The organism is Pseudomonadota bacterium, assembly GCA_039714795.1.
Taxonomy (GTDB): Bacteria; Pseudomonadota; Alphaproteobacteria; order JAGOMX01; family JAGOMX01; genus JBDLIP01.
Genome location: JBDLIP010000032.1, coordinates 1 through 16,916, shown reverse-complemented (window position 1 = coordinate 16,916; position 16,916 = coordinate 1). Strand labels below are relative to the sequence as shown.

Below are 16,916 nucleotides of genomic sequence, written 5' to 3'. Positions count from 1 at the left end.
CTCTCCTGAAAATCACATCCATATAAGCAGTAACGGCATCCAACAAAGTACGTTGCTCACGATCAAAGAAGTCATAATGATCTGCTGTTACCCCATGCCCGGCACGATCCATCGCTGCGATTGTGCCACCACCATTATACAATTGCTGAGTTACTTCAACACCTGCCGTTGCTGGGGTTTGGTTAAACCGCCTTGATCTCAAGAACGCATCTGGCAACCTTTGGGTAACCGTACGTTGTTTGCCGCCTGTCGCCTGCAAGTTGACGTTAGGCAGGAACCCAGCCCTAGCCTGAGGCACTGTTTCATGCTGGGCAAAAGATTGTCTAACCCTAGCCTTTAACTCGCTGTTTGTGGTATACGCCGACATAAGAGCCTGAGTGAAAGGAGAAATTTTTTCAAGCTGTTTAGCTTCAACCTTTGTATCTGTCGACCCCAACTCAGCCTTGTCCGACGCAGGATTGGTGGCAGCTAATTCCTGTAAATTCTCTGAAGCATCTACAGAATAAGGGAACAAGCATAAAGCACAAAAAGCAAACCAGAGAAAAACCAGAACAAACAAAGAACTTTTCCGTATCATCATATAACGCCTTTAATATAGACCAACTGTGGTATCAATTCTGCGAGCCCATGCATCAATCCCACCGGACAAGTTTAACACGTCTTTTGCCCCAAGTTCAGATAAAAATATGCAAGCAGAAACACTTCGTATGCCATGGTGACACAATACGACAATCGGCAACTCAAGGTCTAGTAAATCCAACTTTTTGATCAATTGCTCAAAAGGGATATGAACCGCTTTAGAAATATGAGCTTGCGCAAGTTCTGCATCTTCACGAATATCCAAAAGTACGTGCGGTTGTCCCTGCCGGCGCCATTCGTGTAGGGTTTCAACATCGATCTGTTTGACTGCAACCATTTAGCTAAAAAGAAATTTGGGCTTTGCTGAAAATTCTTGAAGCACTGGGCAAGCTACTTTAAACAACAGCTGTTTACTTATGTTCTCTCCACTGCGCTGAAATAAATAGGCTGCCCCTAATTTATTTTTGCCTTGTTGTAAAATAGCAACAAGACGGCCCTGGTCAGCGAGTTGTTTGAAAACTGCCTTGGGTACTTCGGGAATGGCGCCGTTGATCAAAATGCCATCGTAGGGAGCTGCTTTTGACCACCCGGCAGGCAGTGAGCCCACCACAGTTTCAGCACCACTGACCCTGCATTGAACAAGATTCGCTTCGATCCTTTTTGCCAAAACTGGGTTATCTTCTAGAGTCACAACCTTTTTTATTAAGTACCCCATTATGGCCGCTGTATATCCAGTACCACATCCAATCACCAAGACATTATCCTCTGTTTTTAGGTTCAATGCTTGGATAAGTTGCCCCAACAGGAAAGGAGGTAACATAAATCGGTTACCCTCCAATTTGATGCAATCATCACAGTAGGCTGTGGGTTGATATACTTCCGCAACAAATACCTCACGAGGTACGGTTGAAAAGGCATGCAGCAAAGCAGGGCTAACAACCTTACACGGTCGCAGTTGTGTGTCAACCATCGTCTGTCGCATGACGGCATAATTGGGCACGAGCTTTGTCTTTCTTATGTCGAAATGTTTGGGATATTATATCCGTAAATCACTGTTTCACGAAGCTCTATTTGCTAATATACCCGTTCAGCGTTCAAGATGACGGCCACAGAGGGTGTCCAAAAGCGCAACCATAAAATTCAACATTTTGATTCCGTACGGATAATTCACTATATCTATATATTTAATATATAAATTAAAAGGTTGTTGTTAAAACACAGTGGAAAAGACCGTATCCACAAGGTAAGAGATTGGCACGCAGGATTATCCACAGTTAAGCCTACCCAAATCTTAATCTTTTGCTTGATGCCTATAAATGCAGAAGTTGGAGCCCTTTCTTTTCTAAAAGATGTTGTTGATAGTCCTGTGGATAATTTGAGAGTATCGAAAAAAGTCCACAACATATCCACTCTTAGAAACTTGGGGATAACTTCTTAAGTTTTTGTGCATGACTCAGCATGAGAGGTTTTCCCCAAACTTATCCCAAGACTTTTCCTATCAGTTGTTCACAGAGTTGTCCACATGGGGGGAGAGCCAGCCACTCCCATTATCCTCTCAAGCTACTAGTGAGGCAAAGCCTAAGGTTACCACCTTCGGCGGCCGGGATGATGGCCCGTGGGGGTGGAAATGAGCCCCCACAACAAAAATTATTTCATATTTTTATTAGTTGATCTAATTATGTTTTTGTTTCATACTCACTCGTGTAACGCGGGGATGGATGAAAATTTAAAGAAGAGTTTGAAATGAGATGCCTGTGAACTTTTTTGACAGTTCTCTAGTGGTCTTTACTCTATTTGTTATAGGGGTGATGGCTTTGCTTTTTGCATGTGCCCTACTAACCTCTCGCTACTGGCCCGGTTTTTGGAAGTTTTTTTTCAAATCAGATCAACCTTCCATCGATTTGTTGACTTCGCTACTTGCTGCTTCTCCCTATCATTGGGTTGTGTGGATGCGCTCTAAAGAAATATTCCTCTATGATCAAGAAACCCGGAAGCTGCTTGACCTTCCCTTGCCCGGGCAGACATCACTCGAAAATATATCTCAGTGTTTTTCCCCGCCGGATTCTATAACTTTTAAGAATTCTTTACAGAACTTCACCGAAGACACAACGTCACCCGAAATTACGCTTTCTCTTGCACGTGCTGGACAAGTTTCTCTGCTCATTTCCCCAACAAATAACAAAGACTGCACAATACTTTGGATTCGAAAATCCACGAGTCCTTCTCAAAATACACCGCAATCAGCGCCAACTGATTCTAAATCGCAGCTTGCCAGTCTTCCGCTCCCTATTTGGAAGCGTTCACAAGACAGGCAAATCACAGATGGTAATCTTCATTTTCAAAAACTCATTTCTGCCGATCCCGCCTTGTCCGATTTCTTAACCCAATCTGCTCCGACAACCCGTTCTATCCAAAGAAAAGTCTTGATTGGTGATCAGCCTCACGAATTTCTAATAAATGAGGTCATACTGGAGGACGGTTCCAGCTCCATCGGATACGCCATCGATCTAACAGATACAAATTTGGCGCAGAAAAATCTTGAAAATAACGCTTCAGCTTTCCGAGCTCTCCTTGACCAACTACCGCTTGGCATTGCAATATATAACCACAAACAAAAGCTTATGTTTTCCAATGTAGCTTATTGCCAAATGTTTCACCTCGATACAAAGTGGCTCAGCAGTCAACCAGAGCTTTCAGAGATGCTGGACCACTTACACCACCGGCACTTACTCACCGAACAAGCCGATTTCCCATCTTACAAGCAGCAATGGCTTAGCATGTTTAACAGTTTTGCCAGTCCCAAACAGGAACTTATCCATTTACCAGATGAACGGACCTTGCGTATGTTAGCGGCCCCCTTTGGGCAAGGAGGGCTGTTTTTTGCTTTCGAAAACATAACCGATCAATTGGTTTTGGCGCGTAAAGCCAATACTCAAGTGACTCTCAACCAAGAAATCCTTGATCAGCTGCAAGAGGGTGCAGCTGTTTTTGCCAGTGACAACCGGCTAAAGCTTGCTAATCCTGCTTTTGCAAAGCTTTGGAATCTGCCGTCTGAAGCACTGACTGCTGGTCGTCATATATCTGAGCTTATGGACGATATAAAAAATTATTTTTGCTACGGGCAAAACTGGAAGCGTTATAAGCAACATCTTATTGAAGGTCTAACTGACCGCAAAGCCAAAAAAGGTGAGTTAACCCGCAAAGACGGACGGGTTTTTTCTTTTTCGTATGTGCCTTTACCAGATGGAACCCACCTTTTAAGTTACGCAGACATTACGGATTCAAAGAAGATAAGGCAAGCAATGATCGACAGCTCAAAAGCCTTTGATAAAGCGGAGGCCATCAAATCTGATTTTCTTGCCAATATGTCTGGTAATCTCAAAGCACCACTGGATACCGTTATCGGTTTCAGCGAGATCTTGCTTAATCAATACTTTGGAAGTCTTAACTCACAACAACTTGCCTACTGCAAAGCCATCTTCAAGGCCTCCAGTACCCTTTTAGACAGCATTAAAGCAATGATTGATCTGTCGGCCATCAGGTCTGGAAAAATGACCTTAAGTTTTCAGCCTGTTGATCTTAACCAGCTCTTGAACAGTGTGATCAGCATCGTGCGGAATAACACCGAAAATAGTAAAATCCAGATTACTTCATCTTTTACATCACACGTACAAAGTTTTATTGCTGATGAAAGGCGTTTGAAGCAGGCATTTTTAGGGCTCATCTATAACGCCATACAAGCAACGCCACTTGGTGGCTCTATTAATGTTGGAGTTAGAACGAGTCACAACAACATTTTTATCAGCATAGCTGATACAGGGGTTGGTATTGCCGCGGGTGAGCAGCCGCTCATTTTCAATCAATTTGAACGCACTGAAACGTCCCGACAGCGCTATGCAGGAACTGGTATTGGTCTTTCCTTGATTAAGGGAATTATTGAAATGCACCAGGGTGAGGTTACCGTTACTTCAACCCCTAGGGCAGGAACAACTGTCACTTGTAGGTTGCCGCTCTCCTTGCAACAGTCGGCGCAAAAGCATCTGCCAAAAATTGCTTAAGCTGTTGGTGTTGTAGGACAAGCAATCTCAGCCAAATCACTCAAAAACGCCTTAACTCCCTTAATTCGGTGTGCGTCATCGAACCAATGCATCATAAACACCAAGCGCTGGTCTGGTTTGAGCTTGAGTCGGTCGGGGTGCTCGTTCACATACGCAATCAGCCCAGCGGGATTATTAAAAGCATTTTTATGGAATGAAGCCACTGCTCCCTTGGCGCCACAATCCAATTTGGAAACGCCGGCAGAACGACATAGCTGTTTAAGCTCAATAACATGCTTGAGATTTTCCACTTCATCTGTAGGAGTGCCGAATCTATCCTTAAGCTCATCCATAAAGTCTGCCAGGTCTTCTGGCGTTGTAAGAAGGGAAATGCGACGATAAAGTCCCAAACGTTCTCCTAAATCTTCCACATAATAATCGGGGATTAAGACTGGCAATCCCAGATTAATTTGCGGTGACCAGGATTCTTCTTTTGTCTCGATTTTCTCAGTTTTATTGGATTGTGCTCTAACTGTGGCAACTGCTTCTTCAAGCATTTGTTGGTAAAGCTCGACTCCCACTTCACGAATGTGACCAGACTGCTCTGATCCTAATAGATTGCCGGCCCCGCGGATGTCCATATCGTGGCTTGCCAGTTGAAAACCAGCACCTAAAGAATCGAGAGTTTGCATGACTTCTAAACGCTTTTGTGCTTTGTCACCAAGTTGATGAGGGGGCAGTAGAAAGTAGGCATAGCCTCTTTGTTTGGAGCGTCCAACCCGTCCCCTGAGTTGATAAAGTTGGGAGAGTCCAAAACGATCGGATCGGTGAATGATAATGGTATTGGCGGTTGGAATATCAAGTCCAGACTCGACAATGTTGGTAGACAGTAACAGTTGATACTTGCCACTGTAAAATCCCAACATAACCTCTTCAAGTTGCTCAGCTGGCATTTGTCCATGAGCCGTTGCCATACGTATATCAGGTAAGAGTTTGTTCAGCTTTTTAAAGACCTTGGATAGATCTTCCAGGCGTGGGCAAACATAAAATACCTGCCCGCCTCGATCAGTCTCACGCAAAATAGCTTCTTTGATTACAACTCCATCAAATGGCATCACAAATGTTCGAACCGCCAGGCGATCCACAGGGGGGGTGGCAATCAAGCTCATATCTCGTACCCCCGTAAGGGCCATTTGTAAAGTTCGAGGAATGGGGGTTGCCGTCAGCGTTAGTACGTGAATTTCTGATTTTAAAGCCTTGAGTTTTTCCTTTTGTTTTACACCAAAATGTTGCTCTTCATCGATAACTACCATACCCAGTTTTTTAAATTCGGTGCTAGAGGACAACAATGCATGGGTACCAATGACAATATTGGTTTTTCCTGCGGCTAACTCAGCTTTAACCTTAGCACTTTTTGTAGGGCTTACCATACGTGATAATTGCCCAACTTTTAGACCAAATCCCTGGAACCGTTCGGAGAAGTTTTTAAAGTGTTGTCTTGCCAGCAGGGTTGTGGGGACCAAAACCGCCACCTGATGCCCTGCACTGGCCACCACAAAAGCAGCCCTTAAAGCAACTTCTGTCTTGCCAAATCCAACATCACCACAAATGAGGCGATCCATAGGCTTTCCAGAGCACAGATCCTCAATTGTTGCAGCAATAGCGCGAATCTGATCATCAGTTTCAAGATAGGGAAATTGGGCGCTAAATTCCTGATAAATTCCTTCTGAAACTTGAAACTTCTCTCCTCTACGCATCTCTCGTTCAGAAGCAATTTTCAGTAATTGATCAGCAATTATCTCTAGGCGCTTTTTTATCTTGGCTCTGCGTTTTTGCCAAGAAGCTGCCCCCAGATGATCGAGTCGAGCTTGACTGCCCTCAGATCCATATAGGGATAAAGCTTCAATGTTTTCAACTGGAACAAATAATTTGTTACCACCTGCATATTCCACACTCAAGCAGTCATGTGGAATACCATCTGCTTCAATCGGATCGAGTCCTAGATATTTTCCTACGCCATGCTCTTCATGCACGACCAAATCGTGTACAGACAGAGCAGAAATATCCCTAACAAACAACCCAGATTGGGTTTTGGATTTAGATTGAAGAGGCCGAATTTGCCTTTGCCCCAATAAATCTTGTTCTGAAATCACCACAAGATCTGGAGAAATGAATCCTTGTTCTATTTTGATCTGGGTACAGCCAGCCTTTTGACCAGATATGGTCGTCAATGCAGGCCAGTTTTTCACTTCTTTAAAGGGGCTAACCCCGTGATTTTCAAGTACTTCCAGCAAATGCTTACCAGAAGGACGGCTGTAGCTTGCAAGCAATACCGGTACTTTGTCTTTGTTCCACTGTAAAAGAGAAGTCTGCAATTCCTCAAAATGCCGTGGCTCAAGCGGCCCTTCTTCCCGAAGGACAAAACGTTCTGCAGCAAAATCTAGACTATTTTGTTGTTGTTGTTGTTGTTGTTGTTGCTGGTGCAAAAAAGGAGAAAACTCAATCAAAGGATAGCGCGACAAACAGTCCTGCAACTCTTGCAAATCAAGGTATAATTCACTGGGAGGCAGAGCGCGATACGCAGATTCAGTCTTGGAAAAACCCGCAGAGAGAGCTTCCTGTCGAGCCTGATAATAGTCGTCAATCTGTTCAATGTGGCGTGCTAGTGCATGCTCAATTTGGTGGTCCATCAACATGACGGTTTTTTCGCAGGCAAGGTTGTCAAACAGAGTATCAACATGCTCGTAAAAGAGGGGCAGCCAGTGCTCCATTCCTTGGTGCACTTGGCCTGAGTTTATGTCCTGATATAGCGCGTCTTTGGTTGCTCTTACGCCAAAATGTTGCAGATACTGCGCACAAAATTGCTCTTTGCGTTGCTGGGATAGGGTGATTTCTCCCACAGTATCAAGTGAAAACGACGAACGTTTTTGCTGGCTCCGTTGTGTTGCAGGATCAAAGGTCCTGAGCGACTCAAGCTCTGACCCAAATAAATCCAACCGAATTGGCATAGTTTCACCGGCGGGATAGAGATCAATGATTCCGCCTCTAATTGCATACTCTCCAGGCGCTCTGACCGTAGCGACTCGCGAATAACCATTGTTAACCAAAAAGTCCTTGAGCACTTCAATGTCAACTTCATCACCAACACGGGTTAAAAATTGCCGTTTGCAAAGGGCGGGTGAGGGCGGAACTCTCTGCAAAACAGCACTAACAGTTGTAATCAGGCATATTGGTTTTGCAGTTGTTTGCAATTCAGAAAGAACCTTCATGCGTTGCGACATAATCTCTGAACGTGGTGCAACGCGGTCATAGGGCAAGCAATCCCATGCTGGAAAGGTCAAAACCTGGTGCAATGGTTCAAGAAACTCCAGAAAATCCTGTACCTCTATCATGCGTGCTTCATTCTGCACAACATACACAAATGATTTATCTGGAAATTCCTTAAGATAGCGCGACAGCACAAAACCATCAAATCCTTCAGGAACCCGAGAGCATATGAGCCTCTCTCCAATGTGGGGTAAAATCAAATCAGGAGTGGTTGTCATTCGATCTGTCTGGCTTCATTAATCAAAAGGACTGGAATGCCATCTCGTATCGGATAAGCTAATGCCGCAGCTGGGCTGATCAGCTCTTGCCGCTGCTCATCAAACTCTAGTGGCAGCTTGGTCTTGGGACACACTAGAATCTCTAACATAGCTCTATCAAATTTACTCATTAAAATCATCTTTCGTAAAAAAAATGTCTAAAATTTTAACTTGTTTGCATCCAAATTCAATTTTTATGCTCCCATCAAATAATACGAACGAATGCACCCAGCATCCGTCCGCCGCTAACCAAACTTAAATTCGAAAGGAGTTTGACTATGGCTAACAATAATCTAAACGATTTTGCCCCAACTTTGAAGGATCTTGAAATAAATTCGATGTTGGTATCTTGTATAACAACCATAGAGAAATAGCAGGTTCAAACTCGGATGAATTAAGAACAGATGAATAAGCAGCTGAAATATAGTTATTGCATCACAAGCCCCCCTTGCATTTTCGCAAGTGCACTACTACATTCATAGTTAATTGCATCTTTAACCCATCGAAAAAAATACCCCCAATGCCAACCAAAGACTCAACTTCTGCGAAAACCATCTGTGAGGCAATCGAAAAATTTCTCGATAATCGCAAAGCGCAAGACATTGTATGTATCGATTTGCACGGTAAATCCACACTGTCAGATTACATGATTATCGCCAGTGGTACCTCGCAACGCCACATCAAAATGATGGGGGAATTACTCAAGCAAGAATTGCACAAATTAGGCATTCGCCCGGTCTTTATTGAAGGGGCACCAGATTGTGATTGGATCCTTATCGATGCTGGTGATGTGATCGTGCACCTGTTCCGCCCTGAAGTGCGAACCTTTTACAATTTAGAAAAAATGTGGGGTGTCGATTTGGCTGAGTTTTCAAGACAAGCTACTGGAAAGCCTTAAATTTTGGGGCTCCGTCGCATTTGTATCTTTGCTGCCGCTGCCCTCCCTCAACAGATGCGACTGCACCCTTCACCTTACCCGACAACTGTAGTATAAAGTCAGGAAGGATTCTCATAAGAAAAGGAAAGGCCCTTCATACAATGTTTCACGTGAAACACTTTCGTGCATTTTTAGGCTTCTTTATTGTCTCAATTTTTTCTGTATCCGTTTACGCAAGTGCGCCAGAGCAGTGGCAGATTGGTTTTCAAGCCCCTGCTACGCCAACTATGGAGCGAATTGAATCGCTGCACAACATCTTATTAATTGTCATTGGGCTTATTGCCCTGTTTGTATTTTGTTTGATTGGATATATTCTTTGGCGCTTTAGGGCATCGAAAAATAAATCTCCTTCTACGCGTTCCCACAACCCTGTTTTGGAAATCATTTGGACTACGGTTCCTGTCCTTATTCTTGTTTTCATTGCTTTTCCTTCATTCAAGTTAATGTACTATCTAGATAAGGTGCCAGAGCCAGAAATGACCATCAAAATCAGTGGGGCGATGTGGTACTGGAATTATGAATACCCTGAACACAAAATCGAGTTTGACAGTCGTATCATCAAGGACCAAGATTTGGCAGATGGGCAAATCCGACTATTGTCTGTTGATAACGAGTTGGTTGTTCCTGTCAACACCAACGTACGCTTACTATTTACAGCTTCAGATGTGATCCATAGTTGGGGAGTGCCAGCCTTTGGTGTCAAGAAGGACTGTGTGCCGGGGCGCCTCAATGAAGCCTGGATTAAAGTGACAAAAGAAGGTACCTTCTACGGGCAATGTTATGAGCTTTGCGGTATGGATCATGGCTTTATGCCTGTTGCTGTGCGTGCTGTTTCCAAGCAAGAGTTCACCCAATGGCTCCAACAACAATCAGATGAATCGTAACCCTTAGAGAAAATTAGCCACCTATGTCAGATACCGCTTTACCTACCTCAAACCATGAAAATCATCACCCCTCCGGTTGGAGGCGTTGGATCTTATCAACCAATCACAAAGATATAGGCACAATGTATATCATTTTTGCCATTGTATTTGGTGTGGTGGGAGGTTTGATGTCCTTTCTTATCAGAGCTCAACTAGCAACTCCCGATAATGCTTTGTTTGAAGATCATCAGTTATACAATGTAATCATTGGTCTGCACGGACTTATTATGGTCTTTTTTATGGTGATGCCTGCTCTCATTGGAGGGTACGGTAATTGGTTTGTACCGTTGATGATTGGGGCCCCTGATATGGCCTTTCCAAGATTAAACAACATCAGCTTTTGGCTATTACCTGCATCAGGTGTCTTGCTGGTTACGTCAGGAATTGTAGAAACGGGTGCAGGGGCTGGTTGGACCATTTATCCTCCCTTAAGCTCAACCATTGGACATCCTGGGGCAGCAATGGACTTCATGCTGCTGGGGCTGCATATTGCAGGTGCTTCATCAATCCTGGGTGCTATTAATTTTGTCACTACTATTTTAAATATGCGAGCCCCTGGGATGACTTTGCATAAAATGCCTTTGTTTGTCTGGACCATGCTAATCACAGCTATGCTAATTATCGTTGCCATACCAGTACTTGCTGGTGCCATTACTATGCTGCTTACGGATCGCAATTTTGGTACTACATTTTTTGAACCCGCTGGAGGTGGCGACCCACTTCTATTCCAACACCTGTTCTGGTTTTTCGGACACCCCGAAGTTTACATCATTATCCTTCCAGGATTTGGAATTATCAGTCAAGTTATCTCAACTTTTTCTAAGAAGCCTATTTTTGGTTATTTAGGTATGGTATACGCTGCTGTTTCAATTGGTTTTATCGGATTTGTGGTCTGGGCCCACCACATGTTTACCGTAGGGCTTGACGTGCAAGTTAATGCATATTTTACGGCAGCAACCATGGTTATTGCAGTTCCTACTGGCATTAAAATATTTAGTTGGCTTGCTACCATGTGGGGTGGATCAATTAGTTTCAAAACACCAATGATGTTTGCTATCGGTTTTATTATTCTGTTTACCATTGGTGGACTAACAGGAGTTGTGTTGGCTAACCAGGGCATTGATATTATGTTCCATGACACCTATTACGTTGTTGGGCACTTCCATTATACTCTATCGATGGGTGCGCTTTTTGCAACGTTTGCTGGCTTTTACTATTGGTTTGGCAAAATGTCAGGGCGGCAGTACCCAGAGTGGCTAGGGCAACTCCATTTCTGGATCACATTCATTGGCGTCAATCTTTTGTTTTTTCCAATGCATTTTCTGGGACTTGCGGGAATGCCAAGGCGTATCCCGGATTATGCAGATGCTTTTGAGGGATGGAATCGTATTTCCAGCTATGGAGCTTTGATCAGCGGAGTTGGGATGATTTTGTTTCTATACATTATTTTTCACACTTTTAGGTTTGGTAAAAAAGCAGATGGTAACCCTTGGGGAAAATATGCAACAACTTTAGAATGGACGGTTGCTTCGCCACCTCCATTCCATACGTTTGAATCACAACCAACGGTTAAATAAAAAGGGATATGCCAAATAGTTTAACTATTGATACCCACCAGACCGCTGCGACAAGTATGACAACATGCTGGGATTATTTTGCCCTCTTTAAACCTAGGGTCATGGCACTGGTGATTTTTACTGCTTGGGTTGGAGCAACTCTTGCTCCTGGTACCCTGCACCCGTTTTTGTATTTTGTCTCCATTCTCTGCATCGCCACAGGAGCCGGAGCCTCGGGTGCACTCAACATGTGGTACGATCGTGACATAGACCTCTTGATGACCCGCACTAAGGCGCGTCCTCTGCCCAGTGGCAGAGTTACACCTGAAGATGCACTTACCTTAGGCATCATTCTCTCGGTGGGTTCTGTTATAACCCTTGGGTTTGCCGCGAATTATCTAGCAGCCTGCTGGCTGGCTTTTACAATATGGTTTTACGTTGTTGTTTACACAATGGTGCTTAAGAGAAGCACTTCACAAAATATTGTTATTGGTGGTGCTGCTGGGGCTTTTCCTCCACTCATTGGGTGGTTAGCACTCTCTCCACACATAAATGTCAGTCCCTTTACACTATTTCTCATTATTTTCTTGTGGACCCCACCGCACTTTTGGGCTCTAGCGCTATGCCAGCAAGGGGATTACGAGCGTGCATCTCTACCCATGCTCCCCAATGTACGAGGAAGGCGAGCGACAATTCTGCAAATTCTCATTTACAGCGTGTTGATGGTCATAGCTAGTTTCCTGCCCTATATGATCAACCTTTTAGGAATCATCTACCTTATGTTTGCTGGTGTCTTAGGCTGTTTCTTTATGTTTTTTGCAACCAAGCTCTGGAGACATCAAGCCACAACTAATGCTATGCGGCTTTTTAAGTTTTCGATTTTTTATTTGTTTGCCTTGTTTCTTGGAATACTTATTGATCACTGGATTGGATAAAATAAAATGAACTCCCTTACACCTAAACAACTTGCAGCCACCAGGCGTAGTAAAAACCGGCTTCTCCTGACTATTCTAGGAGGCTTGTGTGTGATTTTTTATGGCCTTGCTTTGGTCAAATTTCAACACCTTCCGCAAAACTTTTACGCGCTTGCTCGTGCAGCCCAACAACAACAATAAACATACACTTATTGTTTTGTCAGGCGTTGTGGCGACCATGATATGCTTGGCTTTTGCGTCCGTTCCTTTATACCGTCTTTTCTGTCAGAAAACCGGCTATGGCGGCACCACTCAACTTGCGCTTCACTCAGATCGAATTGTCAAAAGCCGAGTTTTACGTATCCAGTTTAATGCTGACATTAATCCACAACTTCCCTGGCGCTTTAAGCCCGTTCAGCGAGAAATAAAAGTCTTTGCCGGGCAAACAGCTTTGGCATTTTATGTGGCTGAAAACCTGAGCAATCAGCCTGTCCGCGGTATGGCAACCTATAATGTCACCCCAGATAAGGCTGGTATTTATTTCAACAAAATTGACTGCTTTTGTTTCATTGAACAAACCCTTGAGCCAAGACAAGTGGTTGATATGCCGGTTGAGTTTTTCATTGACGCGGATATCGCTGATGACCCCAATCTGGATGATGTAAACACTATTACGCTTTCTTATACTTTTTTTCCGTTGCCTTAAGAACTTTGTGTCCCAGGAACCCCAGAGGTTGTCGAGTACTCGAAATGGAAGTTTTGATCCGGATGAAGTTTAGCGCGAGCTGCATGAGCTGCGTGTGCAGCTTCGGCAAAACCGGTGAGAATAAGCTTGAGTTTTGCAGGATAAGTAGCAATATCACCGATAGCAAAGATGCCATCGATATTGGTGCTACAGGTTTCTGGGTTAACTGTGATATGCTTTTGATCCAGGTTCAGCCCCCAATCAGCAATAGGGCCAAGGTTCATGGCAAGCCCGTAGAAGGGCAGTAGAACATCAGCTTCAACCCGCCGTTCCTCACCCTCCATATTTTGTAAAATCACAGCATCCAACTGTCCATCTTGCCCTGAGAGACCAGCAAGCTGATAGGGGATAATAACATTGATTTTACCTTGTGCCTTGAGCTTTTTCATCTGGGCGACACTTTCAGGAGCCGCTCGGAACTTAGGGCGTCTGTGTACGAGAGAGACCCGGGATGCAACATCGGATAATGCAAGGGCCCAATCAATGGCTGAATCCCCTCCTCCAGCGATCATGATACGTTTGTCCCGAAATTGTTCTGGGTCTTTGACATAGTAGAAAACACTTTTGTCTTCGTAACTTTCAAGACCTTTCAGAGGAGGACGATTGGGGCCAAACGCCCCTACTCCAGCAGCTATGATGATCGCGCCTGCATTAATCTTAGTGCCATTAGCAGTTTCCACCTCAAACCGCCCAGATCCGGCAGGTGTAACTTTCTGCACTTGCTGGCCGAAGTGATAGATGGGCTCAAAGGGGGCAGCTTGCTCTTTCAGGTTGTCAATCAGGCCTTGAGCAGAAATTTTTGGAAAGCCTGGGATATCATAGATTGGCTTTTGTGGATAAAGCGCACTACATTGTCCGCCAGCCATTTCAAGGGCATCAATCACGTGGCACTTAAGGCGCAGCATACCGCATTCAAATATGGCAAATAATCCTACAGGACCAGCGCCAATAATAACAATGTCAGTAATATGAGTAGGAGTAGTCATCTAATTTTCTGTTCCTATTTTAAATTTACTACGATGCGGCAATAGGCTTAAGCTCAAGATGGCAAAAACAATCACTACCGAACTTGCGTAAAATACATATTCCGTACCATAGTGTTGTGATAACCAACCTGAGGCCAAATTAGCAAGCAAAAAAGCAACTCCAAGTAGAAAATAATATATTCCAAATGCTGTTCCTCTTAAGTCTTTGGGAGCGACATCAGCGACTTTCGCAACCATTAAGCTATGGTTAATTCCCATTTGCAATCCCCACAAACCCACACCGATTAAAACAAAAACTATGGAGTGGGTCATGGACATGAATAAATTAGCAAGCAGGACAAAACTGAAACCAAATACTAAAAAGATGCGCCGGCCAATTCTATCAGAGACCCAGCCAACAGGAAACGCAGATAAAAAAGCCATGATATTTTGCACCACCATAACAAGTGGTATTTCGCTTTCGCTGAGGCCAGCTTGATTGGCTTGCAAAATCATAAAGGCACCGCTATAGTTCGAAAGCGTATATATAACGGCTACGACAATCACTCGCCAGTATCTAGAGTCAAGATGCGCTAGATGTTCAAAACTAAAAAATGATTCGGATTTAGTTGGTTGTGGAGTGTTAATGGAGCGATCGTGAACAAAAAAGTGTATACAGCTCAAGGCCAGAAATGGCGGTACCACAGCAATCCAAAAAGCCAGCTTATAGTTACCTGGGCTCCAGCGGAATAAATACAACAAAGCAAGTGCCCCAAAAAAAGACCCAATCATACCAAGCGTTTGTCTCAAACCATAGCTGGCTCCTTTTAGTTCCTTAGGTGCAAGATCGGCAATTAGAGCTTCCCGGGGTGTGGCTTGGAGTCCATTACTTATCCTGTCGATGGATCTGGCAGAAAAAATCCAACCTGCACTTGGGGCGAGCGGGAAAATAAGACGGGAGGAAGCGGCAATTCCATAAGCTGCGAGCAGTAAGGGTTTGCGTTTGCGAATTAAGTCACTGAGGATGCCAGAAAATATTCTCGTAAACCATGCAATAGCCTCTACAACTCCTTCTATTAATCCTAAGTTCATGTGGCTTACACCCATTATGGATGTTAAATACAGTGGTGACAGACTAAAGATAATGATGGTGGAGCTATTCATAAACAGGGTGGCCAGACCAATGGCCCAGATTCCTGGAGGCAGCATCCGGAAAAGAGCTAGTTTTGACACCCAATGTTTCATGGTGGAGCATCTCCTTGTGAAACGTAAAAAAGAGATAGTACTTTTAGTTTTTCCAATTGTCTACTCCGTAATGAAAAATAGTTTTTTGACCGTGGTTATATGATGTTTGGGTACAGCACGTCTATGAATTCATCAAGCCCTCTTGAGTATACGAAAAATTAAAAGAATTTTTTCCTGTCTTTTTCAAGAAAAAAATGCTAGATTACGTAGGTATTGATTCAGATGGTGTACGTAAATTTATTTGTATTTAAATGGGGTAGATGTGCTGGATTGACTCGCACTATGTTTCATTTTTTATTAGATACTTGAGCGGAGGAGGATTGGACATCATGGCACGAAAGAGAAATTTTACTGTAGGGGAGCACGTTGTTTATCCCTCACATGGAGTCGGGCGGATCACTGACGTTGAAACTCAAGAAGTTGCAGGGTATTCGCTAGATGTGTATGTCGTTTCATTTGATGAAGATCGTATGACGCTTAGAATTCCTGTAAATAAAGTTGATCACTTGGGTTTAAGAACACCTAGCTCCTCAAATATTATTGATTTGGCATTTGAGGCATTGACTAAAAAAGTAAAAACGAAGCGTGGTGAGCTCTGGAGCCGGCGTGCTCAGGAATATGAAGGAAAAATCAATTCAGGGGATATGGTATCAATTGCTGAGGTTATTAGAGATCTGTACCGTGGGGATGGGGAACCTGAACAATCTTACAGTGAACGACAGATATATCAATTGGCTATGGGGCGTTTGATTCAAGAGTTAGCCGTTATTGAAGATATCAATGCAACCCAAGCTACACAAAAAGTCGAAATGGTTCTATTGGACGCTGCTTAAAAATCATATTCAGTTTTTGGATATTGTCCAGGGTAGGTGTCTGGAACATCTGTAGGTGCTTGTGGAGGCCCTTTTTTACCGCAACCTGTAAGCAGTAACAACATTCCTAAAGTGGTGATCTGTAAAAATTTTCGTGACATAAGGTTGTGGTTTATGGTTGCCATACCTGATGGTGCTCATATTTTTCCTTGAAGATCAAAGGAATTTTTAGCTATATCCGCGCTACTTCAATATCTGGGTTCGTCAAAACCTCTATCGTGGTTCTCATGCAGGCATCACCCAAGTAAACTGCGCGCTTTTCGTTACCATAAAACTCAACATTTTGATTCAGCACTGGTATACTGGTGCTTAGGTTTGTCCGTGTAAAAGTGGTGAACTTTTTAAAAGATGCTGCGGACGTAAGGGGCGGTCTTTGCATTGAAAAAGGTATCTCATGAGCGATTCAAAAAATAAAACTCAAAAACAATGGCGTCAGGAGTTGACTCCGGAGCAGTACAACGTTGGGTTAAATTACAGAAACGGGGCAAATGCGACATACGAAGTCAATTAAGAGCAATTTTGCCAGCGATGGTGGGGATTTAAAGACCATCTCCGATAA

16 protein-coding genes are annotated in these 16,916 nt (G+C 43.7%); 8 read left to right on the top strand and 8 right to left on the bottom strand.

Going from position 1 to position 16,916, the window contains the following annotated elements:
• The 3 genes from ABFQ95_03815 to ABFQ95_03805 all read right to left on the bottom strand — a co-directional run.
• Positions 1-580: TolC family protein (locus ABFQ95_03815; protein ID MEN8236653.1), on the bottom strand; the 580-nt coding region annotated here is incomplete at its 3' end.
• Positions 581-589: 9 nt separating this feature from the next.
• Positions 590-916, bottom strand: a complete 327-nt coding sequence (locus tag ABFQ95_03810; GenBank protein MEN8236652.1) for a rhodanese-like domain-containing protein — start codon at positions 914-916, stop codon at positions 590-592.
• Positions 917-1,579, bottom strand: a complete 663-nt coding sequence (locus ABFQ95_03805; protein ID MEN8236651.1) for a protein-L-isoaspartate O-methyltransferase — start codon at positions 1,577-1,579, stop codon at positions 917-919.
• A 754-nt stretch (positions 1,580-2,333) separates the two neighbouring features.
• Here ABFQ95_03805 and ABFQ95_03800 point away from each other — a divergent pair.
• Positions 2,334-4,637, top strand: coding sequence for a PAS-domain containing protein (locus ABFQ95_03800; protein ID MEN8236650.1), 2,304 nt, complete (start codon positions 2,334-2,336; stop codon positions 4,635-4,637).
• On the opposite strand, the gene mfd is transcribed toward ABFQ95_03800, so the two are convergent.
• Both mfd and ABFQ95_03790 read right to left on the bottom strand, forming a co-directional pair.
• Positions 4,634-8,161 carry a transcription-repair coupling factor gene (gene mfd, locus ABFQ95_03795; protein MEN8236649.1) on the bottom strand — a complete coding sequence of 1,176 codons (3,528 nt, stop codon included), beginning with the start codon at positions 8,159-8,161 and terminating at the stop codon, positions 4,634-4,636. The genes ABFQ95_03800 and mfd overlap by 4 nt on opposite strands.
• Positions 8,158-8,331, bottom strand: coding sequence for a Trm112 family protein (locus ABFQ95_03790; protein MEN8236648.1), 174 nt, complete (start codon positions 8,329-8,331; stop codon positions 8,158-8,160). The genes mfd and ABFQ95_03790 overlap by 4 nt, the downstream gene beginning before the upstream one ends.
• A 389-nt stretch (positions 8,332-8,720) precedes the next feature.
• Between ABFQ95_03790 and rsfS the strand changes: the two genes are divergently transcribed.
• The 6 genes from rsfS (at position 8,721) to ABFQ95_03760 (ending at position 13,236) form a co-directional block, all read left to right on the top strand.
• Complete coding sequence (gene rsfS / locus ABFQ95_03785) at positions 8,721-9,098, top strand: ribosome silencing factor (GenBank protein ID MEN8236647.1); 378 nt, start codon at positions 8,721-8,723, stop codon at positions 9,096-9,098.
• A gap of 140 nt (positions 9,099-9,238) precedes the next feature.
• On the top strand, positions 9,239-10,021 hold the full coding sequence (coxB, locus tag ABFQ95_03780) for a cytochrome c oxidase subunit II (GenBank protein MEN8236646.1): 783 nt from the start codon (positions 9,239-9,241) through the stop codon (positions 10,019-10,021).
• Positions 10,022-10,044: 23 nt separating this feature from the next.
• Positions 10,045-11,637: a cytochrome c oxidase subunit I gene (gene ctaD, locus ABFQ95_03775; protein ID MEN8236645.1), complete on the top strand. Its 1,593-nt coding sequence runs from the start codon at positions 10,045-10,047 to the stop codon at positions 11,635-11,637.
• 8 nt (positions 11,638-11,645) lie between these two features.
• Positions 11,646-12,551, top strand: a complete 906-nt coding sequence (locus ABFQ95_03770) for a heme o synthase (protein ID MEN8236644.1) — start codon at positions 11,646-11,648, stop codon at positions 12,549-12,551.
• 6 nt (positions 12,552-12,557) lie between these two features.
• Positions 12,558-12,731, top strand: a complete 174-nt coding sequence (locus ABFQ95_03765) for a hypothetical protein (protein ID MEN8236643.1) — start codon at positions 12,558-12,560, stop codon at positions 12,729-12,731.
• A gap of 37 nt (positions 12,732-12,768) precedes the next feature.
• Positions 12,769-13,236, top strand: a complete 468-nt coding sequence (locus ABFQ95_03760; GenBank protein MEN8236642.1) for a cytochrome c oxidase assembly protein — start codon at positions 12,769-12,771, stop codon at positions 13,234-13,236.
• On the opposite strand, the gene ABFQ95_03755 is transcribed toward ABFQ95_03760, so the two are convergent.
• Together ABFQ95_03755 and ABFQ95_03750 are read right to left on the bottom strand one after the other, a co-directional pair.
• A complete protein-coding gene (locus tag ABFQ95_03755) occupies positions 13,233-14,261 on the bottom strand; it encodes an NAD(P)/FAD-dependent oxidoreductase (GenBank protein ID MEN8236641.1) in 1,029 nt (342 codons plus the stop codon). The two genes, ABFQ95_03760 and ABFQ95_03755, sit on opposite strands and share 4 nt — an antisense overlap.
• Positions 14,262-15,485 carry an MFS transporter gene (locus ABFQ95_03750; GenBank protein MEN8236640.1) on the bottom strand — a complete coding sequence of 408 codons (1,224 nt, stop codon included), beginning with the start codon at positions 15,483-15,485 and terminating at the stop codon, positions 14,262-14,264. It abuts the gene before it with no gap.
• 329 nt (positions 15,486-15,814) lie between these two features.
• Between ABFQ95_03750 and ABFQ95_03745 the strand changes: the two genes are divergently transcribed.
• Positions 15,815-16,318, top strand: coding sequence for a CarD family transcriptional regulator (locus ABFQ95_03745; GenBank protein ID MEN8236639.1), 504 nt, complete (start codon positions 15,815-15,817; stop codon positions 16,316-16,318).
• Here ABFQ95_03745 and ABFQ95_03740 read toward each other — a convergent pair.
• On the bottom strand, positions 16,315-16,482 hold the full coding sequence (locus ABFQ95_03740; GenBank protein MEN8236638.1) for a hypothetical protein: 168 nt from the start codon (positions 16,480-16,482) through the stop codon (positions 16,315-16,317). The two genes, ABFQ95_03745 and ABFQ95_03740, sit on opposite strands and share 4 nt — an antisense overlap.
• Between the last annotated feature and the right edge of the window lie 434 nt (positions 16,483-16,916).

Coding starts and splice junctions, on each gene's coding strand:
- ABFQ95_03745 (MEN8236639.1), top strand. CDS start 15,815: ATGGCACGAAAGAGAAATTTTACTGTAGGGGAGCACGTTGTTTATCCC.
- ctaD (MEN8236645.1), top strand. CDS start 10,045: ATGTCAGATACCGCTTTACCTACCTCAAACCATGAAAATCATCACCCC.
- mfd (MEN8236649.1), bottom strand. CDS start 8,161: ATGACAACCACTCCTGATTTGATTTTACCCCACATTGGAGAGAGGCTC.
- ABFQ95_03810 (MEN8236652.1), bottom strand. CDS start 916: ATGGTTGCAGTCAAACAGATCGATGTTGAAACCCTACACGAATGGCGC.
- ABFQ95_03740 (MEN8236638.1), bottom strand. CDS start 16,482: ATGGCAACCATAAACCACAACCTTATGTCACGAAAATTTTTACAGATC.
- ABFQ95_03765 (MEN8236643.1), top strand. CDS start 12,558: ATGAACTCCCTTACACCTAAACAACTTGCAGCCACCAGGCGTAGTAAA.
- rsfS (MEN8236647.1), top strand. CDS start 8,721: ATGCCAACCAAAGACTCAACTTCTGCGAAAACCATCTGTGAGGCAATC.
- coxB (MEN8236646.1), top strand. CDS start 9,239: ATGTTTCACGTGAAACACTTTCGTGCATTTTTAGGCTTCTTTATTGTC.
- ABFQ95_03760 (MEN8236642.1), top strand. CDS start 12,769: ATGATATGCTTGGCTTTTGCGTCCGTTCCTTTATACCGTCTTTTCTGT.
- ABFQ95_03755 (MEN8236641.1), bottom strand. CDS start 14,261: ATGACTACTCCTACTCATATTACTGACATTGTTATTATTGGCGCTGGT.
- ABFQ95_03770 (MEN8236644.1), top strand. CDS start 11,646: ATGCCAAATAGTTTAACTATTGATACCCACCAGACCGCTGCGACAAGT.
- ABFQ95_03790 (MEN8236648.1), bottom strand. CDS start 8,331: ATGAGTAAATTTGATAGAGCTATGTTAGAGATTCTAGTGTGTCCCAAG.
- ABFQ95_03750 (MEN8236640.1), bottom strand. CDS start 15,485: ATGAAACATTGGGTGTCAAAACTAGCTCTTTTCCGGATGCTGCCTCCA.